We start from the raw sequence: 14,585 nt of genomic DNA on the forward strand, positions 1-14,585 counted from the left end.
AAAATACAAAGATATGAAAAAGTTAATCTATACACTTTGCCTATTTACCGGCATGGCAATCTCTTCTTGTGAAGACTGGTTGGTAAGAGACCCACTGGATCAGATTGCAGATGTCAATCTGACCTATACGGCAGATGAATGCAAACTGTACGTAAATCAGTTTTATACCTCATTTTGGGGCTCGCCTAACAACTATATTTACCATATTGACCGAGGTTCGGATAACCTGCTTAGTGACAATTATCAAGATAACAAAGACTTGATCGAAGGTTTACATCAGGTTCCTTCCAGTGGCGAAGGCTGGGGAACTACTGAATGGGGAAAAATACGCAGTGTCAACTTTTTGTTGGATAACTGTGACAAGTCTCCTGAACCGGAAAAAGCTCGCAAATACATTGGTGAAGCTTACTTTTTCAGGGCTATGCTCTACTACGAACAGTTTCTGCGGAAGTTTGGCGGTGCTCCCTGGATTGATAAAACATTAGATCTTGAATCAGGAGAACTGTACGGTCCTCGCCTGAAGCGACACGAGTTGGCAGATAAGATTCTGAATGACATGGATGACACCATAGACAGATTGCCGACATACAGTCAGCAGGAGACCGGACGTGTTTCAAAAGAGGCAGCTATGTTATATAAGGCCCGAATCGCCCTGTTTGAGGCCACTTGGGAGAAGTATCATGCCGGTACTCCTTTCGCCGGAGAGGGTAATGTACAGGCTTATATGGAAGAAGCAGCCAGAATGGCGAAGCTGGTCATTGACAGCCAGTTGTTCGACTTGGACAACATGGGCGTGGAAGACGGCTATCACACATTGTTCAACCGTTGGGACTATTCAAGCAGCAAGGAGATTATGCTATGGAAGAAATTTGATCGTTCACTGGGATTTTGGCACAATGATAACCGTAATCCTGGACGTAATGGTGCCGGTGTAGGATTGACCAGAGCATTGGTTGATTCTTATCTCTGCATCAGCGAAGACGGTACACAGGCATTGCCCATAAGCTTGGCCGAAAATTATGCAGGGGATACTAATTTATTGAACGTGGTTGCCAACCGTGACCCACGCTTGGCACAAACAATGTTTACTCCCGGACGTCCGAGAACTATCAACGGGAAAGATACGACGGTTGTGTTCATAAAGCCGAATATTACCCTTTCCGGTGTGGAAAAGTGTTCCACTGGATATGAACTGGCCAAAGGCGCTGATCCCGATGCCAACGAGCAGGAGACCATTTCGGGAAGTATCAAAGGAAGTATCATTTTTCGCTATGCTGAAGCACTGTTGATTTATGCAGAGGCAAGAGCCGAACTGGGTAACATCACACAGAATGATTTAGACATTACCATCAATAAACTGCGTGACAGGGTAGGTATGCCACATCTCACACTTTCCGTAGGCTATATCGATCCGAAGGGAGACTTTACGGCAGCAAGAGGTTATGAGGGAGTACCGGTTTCCAATCTGCTACAGGAGATTCGACGTGAACGCCGTATAGAATTAGCATGTGAAGGTTACCGCCACGATGACTTAAAGCGTTGGCGTGCCCACCATTTATGGAATCACGATAGAATACAGGGGGCAAACGCTGCTCAGTTTGAAAAACTGGATTGGTTAGTGAAGTATTTCCAAAACGACTTCCACATTCCCGCCGCAATCAATAAGGCAGATTTCATGGAAAAGGTGGGGCGTTGGAGTCCCGAACGTAATCAGGACAACTACTGGGTGGACGGTGAAGGTTATTTTGAACCTTATCAACGCCATATTCCGGACGGACATTTTCATTTCGACCCAACAAAAGCATATCTTCAGCCGATTCCTACTGAACAATTGGTGTTGAATCCTGACCTGAAACAGAATCCCGGCTGGGAAAAATAGTAATAGTTAAAAATTTAATGTAATATCCATACCTTTGTTTTTCCCTTTCTGTAGGGAGGGGGAAAAGCAAAGTTAAAAAACAGAGAATGAACATGAAGAAAAATGTAATTCAGACATTGATTAGCTTCACCGTCATCATCGGAATTTGTAGTTGTACTACAACCCCAAAGAAAACGACGCAAAAAGAGGAGGCCACAGGAAAATGGGTAAAATACGAAAATAACCCTGTTTTGGGTGGTGGCGAGTTAGGTACGGTATTCGATATTTGTGTACTGAAAGATAGTGACTCTTATAAGATGTACAGTTCTTGGCGCCCCCAAAAAAGTATTGCATTGTCCACAAGTAAAGATGGGAAAAACTGGAGTGCGCCGCAAATAGTTTTGCCACCTGTTGAAGGCAGTAGTTGGGAGGCTGACATGAATCGTCCGGTTGTTGTTTACAAAGACGGACTGTATCACATGTGGTATACGGGACAGAATGACGGTAAGTCATGGATTGGATATGCTATAAGTAAAGACGGCTATAACTTTGAACGGCAAAGCAAAGAACCGGTCTTGTCAGCGGAACAGCCTTGGGAGAAAGTTGCGGTCATGTGTCCTCATGTAATTTGGGATAAACACGAGAATATTTTTAAAATGTGGTATTCCGGAGGAGAACAATATGAACCCGATGCTATCGGTTATGCAACGAGTAAAGACGGGTTACATTGGACTAAATGGGACAAAAATCCGATATTTAAAGCCGATCCTGCACAAAGCTGGGAACAGCATAAGGTTACCGCATGTCAGGTGATAGAACGCGAAAGTGATTATTTAATGTTTTATATCGGTTTCTATGACATTAATTTTGCGCAGATAGGAATGGCACGTTCCAAAGACGGAATCAATGATTGGGAAAGATATTCCGAAAACCCGATCATTTCTCCTACGGAAGGTGGGTGGGATGCCAGTGCCACTTACAAGCCATTTGCCATTCAAGAGAAAGACTGCTGGATGCTTTGGTACAATGGGCGGAATGAACATTTGGAACAGATTGGTTTGGCTATTTATGACAATCATGACTTAAATTTCTAAACTATATGCAAATAAAGAAGTTATTTATAGCTTTAGGTATAGTTTTGCCCCTGCACATGCAGGGGCAAAACTTCCTCATTAAAGATGCTCCGGAAGTAATCGAGTCTTACGTTAATCGATTCAATCGTGAAGATAATGAATTGTATAAACAAGATATCCCTAACTGTGGCGCATCTGATTTTTTAAGAAAGAATATTCCATTTTTTGAGTGTCCGGATAAGGAGCTGGAGAAAACATATTATTTTCGATGGTGGACCTATAGAAAGCATATAAAGAAGACTCCTGACGGGTTCGTTATTACTGAATTCTTGCCGGATGTTCCTTGGGCCGGAAAGTATAATACCATCAGTTGTGCGGCTAACCATCATTTCTACGAGGGGCGGTGGCTGAGAAACGCTGAAATTTTATCTGATTATGCTTCTTTCTGGTTTTCTGGTAACGGGAATCCGAGGTTATACAGCTTTGGGGCTGCAGACGCTATCTACAATTACTATTTAATTCACAATGATAAAATGCTACTGGCCGATTTGTATCCCAAGCTAAAAGATAACTTTGCAAAGTGGGAAGAAGAGAAGCGGGATTCGACTGGAATGTTCTGGCAGGTTGACGACAGGGATGGAATGGAGATGTCTGTTTCCGGACATTTGTCAGAAGGTGGACGTGGTTATCGCCCTACCATTAACAGTTATATGTACGGTGAGGCCGTTGCGTTGGCAAAAATAGCTTCAATAGTAGATCGTGACATGGAAGCCCGGACCTATCAGAAGAAGGCTGATAAGTTAAAAGGAATGATAAACCGGAGGCTATGGGATAAACAGGCTGATTTCTACAAGGTTATACCTCTAAATGGCAAGATGGAATTCTCTTATGCACGTGAACTTCTTGGATACATTCCCTGGTTCTATAATATACCGCCGGATGACTATTCCATAGCATGGAAACAACTATTTGATTCCAAGGGATTTGAAGCAGCCTATGGCCCAACTACTGTAGAACAGCGTTGCCCTGATTTCAAGATTTCATACGAAGGACACGAATGTCAATGGAATGGTCCCAGCTGGCCCTATCTGACTTCCATGACACTGACAGCAATGGCTAACTATTTCAATAGTTATGATTCTCCTATCATCACTAAAAAAGATTATTTAAGTCTTTTGAGCATATACAGTAATAGTCATCGTGTTTTATCAGTCAATAACGATACGATTTGTTGGATTGATGAAAATATCAATCCCTATACGGGAGACTGGATATCGAGGACTCGCCTGAAATCATGGAAAAACGGAACTTGGGATGATTCTAAAGGTGGTGTAGAAAGAGGGAAAGATTATAACCACTCTTCTTTTTGTAATTTGATTATTTCAGGATTAATGGGAGTTCGTCCGCAGGAAGATGGAAGTATTATCATAAACCCTCTTGTTCCTGATGGGTGTTGGGACTATTTCTGCTTGGACAATGTATATTGCCAAGGTAAAGCCATTACCATTATTTTTGATAAGAAAGGAAAAAAATATGGTAGGGGAAAAGGTTTTATGGTTTACGTGGACGATAAATGTTTATCTCACACGACAACGGTGCAGAAAGTAGTAATCCGGTAATTTATTTATGTAGCATTCAGGATACTCTTGGAGACCATATATCATCATTTACAAAATACCCTCATACCTTTCGTTTAACAGTGACAAAAGATGAGGGTATTTTAGGAGAACAATTAATCCTTTTGTGTAATTCCTCTCCAGTCATCTGTTCGGAAAGGTGAAGCCGGAAGCCCTGCTCCATTATACAAATTGCAGACCGGATTATTGGCCCAAGCATATCGCACAGCAACCGGATAAGGTACCGCTTCAGGTGCACTGACTATAATTTTGTCTCCGTCTATCTCAGCTTTGGCCCAATGGAATTCATGATTGCGCCCGGCTATAGCAAAGCCTTTCAACTCCTTGCCATCGCTACTTTTCAATCCACCATCGGTATGATCAAAAGAAAGAATTATCTTATTTCCTACAATCTGATGGGAGCGATAGATCGGGCCGGAATAAGGCAGTTTTTCCCCATATGTTTTGGCACGGGCAATCAAAGCCAGTCGATGTCCTACGGTTTGTTTATCTTTAGGGTGAATGTCGTTGGCGTCACCTCTGTCTATTATTACAGCCATACCGGTATTGCCTACTGCCAATGCACGCATTTGTGCTTCACGAAGCTCTGCCCACTCTGATTCTGCCGGTTGGGAAACTTCATGCATAAAATTGGCCAGTTGCACAAAATAGAATGGAAAATCCTGTTTCCAATCCCGGCGCCAATTCTCTATTACCAATGGGAAAAGTTCCCGATACTGATAGGCTCTGGAAGAATTATTCTCCCCCTGATACCAAATTACTCCTCGAATACCGTAGGATATCAGTGGATGAATCATTGCATTATAAAGGGAAGTCGGTAAATTGGGATCTACAGATCTGTCTACCGGAAGTGCCCCTACCTTATGAGTATCCGCAGCAACCTGATATTTCCAATCACCGGACAAACTAATCTGTTCATCATTCGTAGAGCGAAGATAGAGGTCTCCCCAAATGCCACAGTTACCACCTGTATCCAATACCCGAATGGCTAATATCGCTCTTCCCGCCTTTACCATTTTCCCCGGAATGATGTATTTGCGTTGAAGAGTCGGCCCATCTGTACGGCCTATTTCTATTCCATTCCAATAAGTAATATCATTATCATCAATAGCCCCCAGGGATAGTTGTACATCTTTACTTGCCCAATTAGCGGGAATTTCGATATCTTTTCTAACCCACATAACTCCATCAAAGCCGGCCAATTGTGGGCCTACTTCACCCGGAAAATTCATACTTTCCCAACCTTTGTCATCTAATGATGCAGCAGCTCTCACCGGTTTTCCTTCAGCAAAACCTTCGTCCACACGGTTATTCCAGGCAGTGAGCTCCTTTAAATATTCTGCTTTGAGTATTTTCTTATCACCCGGCATCTTCTGAATGGACTCCACTGTTTCCACAAATTCCGGCATCTCCTTCAAGACTTCTCCACTTATCCAGGATTCAACGTTTGTGCCTCCCCAAGAAGTATGTATCAAGCCAACCGGAACATTTTGTTTCTCTGAGATTTCTCTGCCAAAGAAATAAGCCGTAGCAGAAAACTCTGGGATGGTTATCGGTGAACAAACCTGCCAACTGTCATTACGGACTTTAATATTCGTTTCCGGTTGGGTACTGTTGATCTGTTCTATTTGCAGGAGTCGTATATTAGAGTGTCGGGCTTCAGCGATTTCTTTCTGGTAATCCTTAATCTTTCCCCATCCCCCTAATGGCATCTCCATATTCGATTGTCCTGAACATATCCATACTTCGCCAATCATCACATTTTTTAAACTTACTTTCTTACCATCTGTCAAGGCAATCTCGTATGGTCCTCCGGCAACAGGCGTGTGAACAGTTACTTTCCATTTTCCTGTTTTATCAGCCTGAACCACATACGTCTTCCCATCCCATGAGGTGGTTACTTTTACGGTTTTCATAGGCTGCGTTTCACCCCAAATGGGAGCATTCGTCTGTTGTTGTAACACCATATTATCAGAGAAAATAGGTGGTAACACAATTTTTGCAAATGCTGTACCTGACAAGATCAGTAAAATTACAACTAGCATACATTTGTTTTTCATACCCTTTAGTTCTTACTTTGATATACACACTATTTTAGTTTTATTCATTTGTACAAAGATAGAAATCTATACTTAAAAACGCACCCAAATACATGACATTAAAGTATATAGAACCCATAATGACATAAATGGATACATATATGTCACAAATGCAGAACAGAAAATTCTATTTATGTGCTAATTTTGCAAACAATAAAACTATAAAACACATCATTTAGTATGAAAAAACAATTACTGCTACTATTAATTTTCAGTATTTCTTTGTATGTCCAGGGACAGAACATACACAAGCTGGCTTCGCCGGATGGGAATATTCAGATTTCAGTGAATCTTTCAGATAAAATCTACTACGATGTCATCTGCCGGAATGAGACATTGTTAAAGCAGTGTCACCTTGCAATGGAAATCGGTGACCAGAGATTGGGAACGAATCCTAAATTCACTAAAGTAAGCCATAAGAATATAGACGAGTCTTTAAAGCCTGTTATTCCATTGAAATTTTCGTCTGTAAGTAACCGGTACAACCAACTTCTTCTAGACTTCAAAGGAGGGTATTCCGTAGAGTTTCGTGCCTTTAATGATGGAATTGCCTACCGTTTTATAACCAATAAAAAAGGAATGATCAATGTGAAGAATGAGACCCTGCAAGTGAACTTCCCTGATAATTATCTGCTACACATGCAACAGTCCGGAAGTTTTAAAACGGCTTATGAAGAAGAATACACCCATTTGTATAGCAAAGAATGGAAATCATCTGCCTCAATGGCTTTATTGCCAATTCTGATTGATACTCAAAAAGGAAGTAAGATATTAATCAGTGAAACATCACTAACCGATTATCCGGCTGTTTTTCTGAAAAGTAATGGCAGCAATGGTATGGTTTCTGTATTTCCTAAAGTACCTCTTGAATTTGGAGAAGACGGTGATCGGAGTGTTAAAATACTGAAGGAAGCCGACTATATAGCACAAACCAGTGGAAAGCGTAATTTTCCTTGGCGCTATTTTGTCATTAGTACAGATGATGGTCAACTCATTGAAAACACGATGTCTTATAGATTGGCCGAAAAGAACATATTGGAAGATACTTCCTGGATTAAGCCCGGATTGGCAAGCTGGGAATGGTGGAACGGTGCTACTCCCTACGGACCGGATGTTAATTTTGTAGCAGGCTGCAATCTCGATACTTACAAATATTTTATTGATTTTGCCGCTAATTACGGTATATCATATATTGTTATGGACGAAGGCTGGGCTATGAGTACCCGTGATCCCTATACACCAAATCCTGCGGTAGATGTGCATGAACTCATCCGCTATGGCAAAGAAAAAAATGTAGGTATTGTGCTCTGGTTGACATGGCTCACTGTAGAAAACAATTTCGGGCTGTTTGAGACTTTCGAGAAATGGGGTGTAATAGGAGTCAAAATCGACTTTATGGATAGAAGTGACCAGTGGATGGTGAACTATTATGAAAGAGTAGCCCGAGAGGCTGCCAAGCACCATCTGTTTGTCGATTTCCACGGGGCATTTAAGCCTGCCGGATTGGAATATAAATATCCGAATGTATTGTCTTATGAAGGCGTAAGAGGAATGGAACAAATGGGGGGATGCCGACCGGACAACAGCATATATCTGCCTTTTATGAGAAATGCGGTTGGTGCAATGGACTATACGCCGGGTGCCATGCTTAGCATGCAACCGGAAATTTATTGTTCCGAACGCCCTAATTCAGCCAGTATAGGTACACGAGCTTACCAAATGGCTTTATTTGTCATTTTCGAAAGTGGGTTGCAGATGATGGCGGACAATCCTACACTTTACTATCGCAATGACGAATGTACCCGATATATTACTCAAGTCCCGCAGACATGGGATGAAACCATTGCTTTGAAAGCTAAGGCTGGGGAATATGTGATTGTGGCAAAACGTAAAGGAGATAAGTGGTATATCGGTGGCATGACTAACAACCGACAGCAAGAGAGAACCTTTGAATTGGATTTTGACTTCCTGAAAGAAGGGCAATCTTATCGGATGACTTCTTTTGAGGATGGGGTTAATGCTAACCGACAAGCTATGGATTACAGAAAAAAAGAATATACTCTTAAAAAAGGAGATAAAATAATAGTGCGTCTGGCACGTAACGGAGGATTTGCCTCTGTTATTGAGTAATAATTCTATCTCGATCTTTTATCCGATCCGGACTGGCTGCATCATTTCTCTCCTTTCATGTTGCTTTGCAGGGAGAAGTAATGGAGCAAGTTCGGATTCGGATACTATTTTGATAGAAATGGCAATCTCTTTGAGAGAAAACATTTATCATGCACTTGAGAATTATTTATCCGGCATGTATTATCTTTGTGAACCTAACTAATGCATTATATCTAACATGAAATACATTTATCGAACATACTTGTTACTACTGTATTTTCTTTGCTTACTATTTTGCCTGCCTTTGGAGGTTCATGCATACAGTTTGAGACAATTTTCTAATAGAAATGGACTTTCAAATAGTGCTATTCTCTCTCTTTATCAAGATGATCGGGGCATCATTTGGATTGGTTCTTGCGATGGACTGAATATCTTTGATGGAACCGACATACATTTGTATACCCCAATAAACTCTTCCAAAACCCTACTTTCCGGAAACTTGATAAATCAAATCATTGAATCAGAGAAGGACATATTATGGGTACAGACTAATTATGGATTGAATCGTTTAGATACCAAGCAACAGACCAGTCAGAGTTTCACTGAATTCAAAGGGCAATACTTCATGGCTAACAATAAAGATGACATGCTTTTCATTCTGAAAGATGATGGCTATCTTTATTATTATCAACGAGAAGCACAATCTTTCAGGCGATTGGAAATTCCCAATCTTGAATTTAGTCATGTACTCTCTATGACTGTAGATTCGAACGATATTTTATGGATATTTACCTCCAATGAAGAGACTCAAAGTTATCGTATTGAGAATACAAAACAGGGAGTAACATTAACCCGTAAGAATCTTTTTACGCATTCGTGTAAATTATATCATGCCTTTTCCGAGAAAGATATGGCCTACTTTATTGACGAAACCTACGCTCTTTACGAATATGATTTTAATAACCGGCAAGCATATTATATAGCCGATCTGAAAGGTCAGATTGAAGTGCATGGGGAAGTATCTTCCATCATCAAGCAAAAAAACGATTACTACATCGGTTTCAAAAACAGTGGTCTCATTGTTCTAAAATATATGTCCTCTCAAAAGATGAAATATCAGATACAGAAAACAGAAATACATTCCGGTATTTTCTGTCTGATGAAAGATAAATTTCAAGATATTGTATGGATAGGAACAGACGGACAAGGTGTATACATGTATTATAATGACACCTTTTCTATTACCAATACTCTTTTAGACACTCCTGTATATCAAATAAGTAATCCGGTTAGGGCTCTTTACTACGATCAGGAGCAAACGCTTTGGATAGGAACCAAAGGAAGTGGGATACTCCGCATTAAAAAGTATACTCCGGATAACAGTATGCCTATGTCGTCTGATCGGATTACACCATATAATAGTGCGCTGGCAGATAATTCCGTCTATTGTTTTGCTCCCGGATGCAAAGATAAATTGTGGATCGGAACCGAAAATGGAATTAATTATTATTCGTACTTAAGCAGGCAATTAAAAGAACTGCCTATCATTGCCAATGGAGAAAAAGTGAAGTATGTGCATTCTATAAAACAACCGAATGATACGACCTTATGGGTATCTACGGTAGGTGAAGGCATTGTAAAAGTTATCTTTGATGCTTCTACTGCTACTCCTACTGTAAAATCTGCTTCCCGTACTGTTATTGATAACGGGCGTATGGCTTCGAACTATTTCTTTACTTCTTACCAGGAAAACGACTCCATACTTTGGTTTGGTAATCGTGGTTGCGGTGCATACCGCATGAATGTAGAGACAGGGGAAATGATTCCGCATCGTTTTGACAGTATTGTAAGCAGTCAGACAGCTAACGACATTTTTGCTATTTACAAAAACGCAAAAGGTTATTGGTTAGGAACTAGCTCGGGGTTATTGCATCTTGAACAAGATGATTCCTTATATACGAAAGCGGACTTATTTTTAAATAACACTGTACACGGAGTTTTAGAGGACCACCAAGGCGATCTTTGGTTGAGTACCAACCAGGGATTGATACGCTTCAACCCCGAGACTCGTACAGGGCAAACCTATAACAGTGGAAATGGATTGGAAATCACCGAGTTCAGTGATGGTGCTTTCTATAAAGATGTCGTTTCGGAAACACTGTTTTTTGGAGGTACAAATGGTTTTATTTCCATTCAGACAAATGACTGTATCACCGAAGAGTATATGCCGCAAATCGCCCTGAAAGGACTGTCTATCTTTGGCAAAGAACACAATATTCATAAGTTTCTTTATGAAAAGGAGGGTAAAACAATCCTTCAACTGGATTACAGTCAAAACTTCTTTCAGCTAAATTTTATGGCTATTGATTACATCAATGGCAACAACTATTCTTTTTATTATAAGCTTGAAGAAATGAGCAACCAATGGATAGAAAACGGAATATCCACCAGCGCTATTTTCTCTAATCTTGCTCCGGGTGAATATTCTTTATTAGTAAAATACAAAAACAATATAAACGGGCAAGAAAGCCAAACACAATCCGTCATTATCCATATCACTCCGCCGTGGTATCTCAGTCCGCTGGCCTATATGGTATATTTCATTCTATTTGCACTGTTGTGCACTGCAGGGATATATAGGCTCATTTATATATACCGTCGCAAACAACACCGTATGTTGGACAAGATGAACCGAGAGAAGAAAGAAGAAATCTACGAATCAAAATTGCGTTTTTTCACTAATATCACTCATGAATTCTGTACGCCACTGACCTTGATTTATGGTCCTTGTGAGAAGATACTTGCCAATCCGGAGATTGACGCATACACTCAGAAGTATGCAAAGATGATACAACAAAATACTGAAAAACTGAATAATCTGATTTTAGAGTTACTTGAATTTCGCAGATTGGAAACCGGCAATAAAGTACTTTCTATTCAACAGTTATCCGTGTCGGAAAAGGTTAGAAGCATAGCGGAATCTTTCGAAGAACTGGCTGAAAATAAAGAAATGAATTATCAGTTGCATATTTCTCCGGACATTGAATGGAATACGGATATCAGTTGCTTTAATAAGATTGTCAGCAATTTAATATCCAACGCTTTTAAGTACACGCCTGACAAAGGAATTATCACAATAGAGTTGAAAGTGGAAAACCAGTCGTTAATTTTTTGTATATCCAATTCTGGAAAAGGGATAGCCAAAGAAAATTTATCCAAAATATTCGATCGTTATAAAATATTGGATTCTGTTGAGATGAACGGTAAGAATTCTCGTACAGGACTTGGATTAGCTATTTGTAAGAGCATGATTACGCAGTTGAATGGGGAAATCAGCGTAAATAGTGTTCTCTATGAAATGACAACATTCACCGTTACCTTGCCCAATCTTCCCATAACTGAACGGGAAACTACACAAACTACTTATGAAACCGGACTATTACATACGGCTACGGAGGAACCTATTGTTTTAGAAAAGACTGCCATAGAGTTTGATACGGGTAAACGGACCATCATGGTTATTGATGATGATAATTCCATGTTATGGTTCGTTTCAGAACTTTTTGCAGACAAATACAATGTGTGCTCTTTTGATAATGCAAAAGATGCATTGAGCAGTCTGGAGCAGAAGCAACCCGACTTAATTATTTCAGACGTCATGATGCCCGGTATCGATGGACTGTCGTTTGCTCAGAAGATAAAGCAACACAAATTATGGAGTCACATTCCACTGATCCTCCTTTCCGCCCTACATCACGAAGACGATCAGGTAAAGGGCATCGAGTCAGGAGCAGAAGCCTATGTTACCAAACCTTTTAACGTGAAGTATCTGGAGAAAATCGTTTATCGTCTCATCAAACGGGAGGCAGACTTGAAAGAATATTATAGCTCTATTTTCAGTTCCTTCACTATGGAACATGGCAATTGTATACATAAAGAAGATCAGGAGTTCCTGGATAAAATGCTCGAGATTATAGAGAAGAATATTGCAAATCCCGATTTACAAGTGGAATTGCTAAGTAGTGAGATGGGGTATAGTACCCGCCAGTTCTACCGGAAACTAAAACCGATAACTGAACAGTCTCCTGCTGATATCATTAAGGAATACCGTCTAACAATGGCAGAACGACTGTTAATAGCCAAGAATCTTACTATTGAAGAGATTATGGACCAGACCGGATTCAACAACCGCGGAACATTCTATAAACTGTTCTCGAAAAGGTATGGCATGCCTCCGCGACAGTATAGAGAGCAACAAAAGGAAAATGTAAAGAAGGAGAAGATATCGGGCATATCAGACGAATAGGGCGTCTGAAACTTGTATAACTTATTATTGGGGCTATACTGCATTATTCTTTCTGAAATTTGTGGGGCTGCAACCTCTGTATTTTTTTAATAGTTTATTTAAATGGCTTTCATCGGTGAAACCTAATTCTGCTACAATCTCACTGATTCTCATTTCACTATGCAATAATCTGTTTTCTACCAGTTTCAGTTTATAATTCAGTATGTACTGTTGCATTGTTTCGTTTGTGTGTTTTTTAAAGTAACGTCCCAAATAATTCTCTGAAATGCCGAAATGTTGACTGATAGCTTTCGTTTTGATTTTCTCGGATTGATAAATGTAGGTCTGGATATATTGCAGTATACCGAGTGATTTCTCTTCGGAGCATTCATTTACTTGTTCAGGCAGAAACATGGCGATATTGCGTGCAACGACTATTATTATGGTGTTTATCAGTTGCGTTATGATTTCTTTGCTATATAAGTTTCTATTGACGTATTCCCTGATGATGGCTTCAATCATAGGTTTTACGAGTAGTTTGTCTGTTCGATTTCGTAAAATACAGCCAGGTTGGTGGTTGGCATGCTGTAAGATAAATTCTAATCGTTTTATGTTTTCTGTACCGAAAACAGCGGAATGAATGTAGATATCATTGAACTTAATATTGATAAACTTAGTAGTGGAATGTATTTCAAATGAATGTGAGTCTCCGGGAGTTATCATAAATAGGTGTCCGTCGTGATAAGAAAATTTATTATTGTTAATCCATTGGATACCTGTACCCGATAAGATGTAGACCAACTCAAAAAAAGTATGGTCGTGTTCTTTTAGCATTGACTCGTCAAACTCACTGAAACTAATCTCAAACGGTTGATGTAAGTTTTCTCTTTTCATAAGACAAATATAGTCTAAAAAACGTAATTTTACCGATATAACGAAAAGTAATACATAATAATAGACCTGAAAATGGTATAACTTTGCTTTAAATATTAAAAATTGATAGGATATGAACTTTTTAGAACTTACAAAAAAACGTTTCTCGGTAAGAAATTATAAGTCAGACAGGGTCGAACAGGATAAAATCGACTATATCATTGAATGTGCCCGTTTAGCTCCTTCTGCAGTTAATTATCAGCCTTGGCATTTCATGGTGGTGGTCAGTGAAGAACAAAAACAGAATTTACGGCAATGTTATAATAGAGAATGGTTCGCACGGGCACCGGTATACATTGTTGTTTGTGCCGATAAATCGATAGCATGGGTACGTAAATCCGATAACAAAAATCATGCGGATATCGATGCTGCTATTGCTACAGAGCATATCTGTTTAGCCGCAGCCGAAATAGGGCTGGGAAGTTGTTGGGTGTGCAACTTTGATCCGGAATTGTTTAAAGCTAATTTCGGGTTGTCGTCCGAAAGATATCCGGTAGCTATTGTATCATTGGGATATATCCAAGAGCAACCTGATCACTTTACTACCCGAAAGGACAAGGATGAAATTGTTACTTTCTTATAAATCCGCAT

At 40.0% G+C, this 14,585-nt stretch carries 8 protein-coding genes; 6 read left to right on the forward strand and 2 right to left on the reverse strand.

Annotated features, from left to right (window positions below):
- Positions 1–13: 13 nt before the first annotated feature.
- From FDF36_RS12215 to FDF36_RS12225, 3 genes are all read left to right on the forward strand, one after another.
- Positions 14–1,879, forward strand: coding sequence for a RagB/SusD family nutrient uptake outer membrane protein (locus FDF36_RS12215; RefSeq protein ID WP_220391504.1), 1,866 nt, complete (start codon positions 14–16; stop codon positions 1,877–1,879).
- A gap of 86 nt (positions 1,880–1,965) precedes the next feature.
- A complete protein-coding gene (locus FDF36_RS12220; RefSeq protein WP_220391505.1) occupies positions 1,966–2,952 on the forward strand; it encodes a glycoside hydrolase family protein in 987 nt (328 codons plus the stop codon).
- A 5-nt stretch (positions 2,953–2,957) separates the two neighbouring features.
- A complete protein-coding gene (locus tag FDF36_RS12225; protein ID WP_220391506.1) occupies positions 2,958–4,550 on the forward strand; it encodes an MGH1-like glycoside hydrolase domain-containing protein in 1,593 nt (530 codons plus the stop codon).
- Between the two features lie 113 nt (positions 4,551–4,663).
- Here the strand turns inward: FDF36_RS12225 and FDF36_RS12230 are convergent, their stop codons facing one another.
- The gene (locus FDF36_RS12230; RefSeq protein WP_220391507.1) at positions 4,664–6,628 is read right to left on the reverse strand and encodes a sialate O-acetylesterase; all 1,965 of its coding nucleotides are present in this window, start codon (positions 6,626–6,628) and stop codon (positions 4,664–4,666) included.
- 219 nt (positions 6,629–6,847) lie between these two features.
- On the opposite strand from FDF36_RS12230, the gene FDF36_RS12235 reads away from it, so the two are divergent.
- Together FDF36_RS12235 and FDF36_RS12240 are read left to right on the forward strand one after the other, a co-directional pair.
- Positions 6,848–8,797 carry a glycoside hydrolase family 97 protein gene (locus FDF36_RS12235; RefSeq protein ID WP_220391508.1) on the forward strand — a complete coding sequence of 650 codons (1,950 nt, stop codon included), beginning with the start codon at positions 6,848–6,850 and terminating at the stop codon, positions 8,795–8,797.
- A gap of 217 nt (positions 8,798–9,014) precedes the next feature.
- Positions 9,015–13,082 carry a hybrid sensor histidine kinase/response regulator transcription factor gene (locus FDF36_RS12240; protein ID WP_220391509.1) on the forward strand — a complete coding sequence of 1,356 codons (4,068 nt, stop codon included), beginning with the start codon at positions 9,015–9,017 and terminating at the stop codon, positions 13,080–13,082.
- A gap of 33 nt (positions 13,083–13,115) precedes the next feature.
- On the opposite strand, the gene FDF36_RS12245 is transcribed toward FDF36_RS12240, so the two are convergent.
- On the reverse strand, positions 13,116–13,955 hold the full coding sequence (locus FDF36_RS12245) for an AraC family transcriptional regulator (protein WP_032601237.1): 840 nt from the start codon (positions 13,953–13,955) through the stop codon (positions 13,116–13,118).
- A 112-nt stretch (positions 13,956–14,067) separates the two neighbouring features.
- Between FDF36_RS12245 and FDF36_RS12250 the strand changes: the two genes are divergently transcribed.
- On the forward strand, positions 14,068–14,577 hold the full coding sequence (locus FDF36_RS12250) for a nitroreductase family protein (RefSeq protein ID WP_005797736.1): 510 nt from the start codon (positions 14,068–14,070) through the stop codon (positions 14,575–14,577).
- The last annotated feature ends 8 nt before the right edge of the window (positions 14,578–14,585 follow it).

The organism is Bacteroides fragilis, assembly GCF_019583405.1.
Classification (GTDB): domain Bacteria; phylum Bacteroidota; class Bacteroidia; order Bacteroidales; family Bacteroidaceae; genus Bacteroides; species Bacteroides fragilis_B.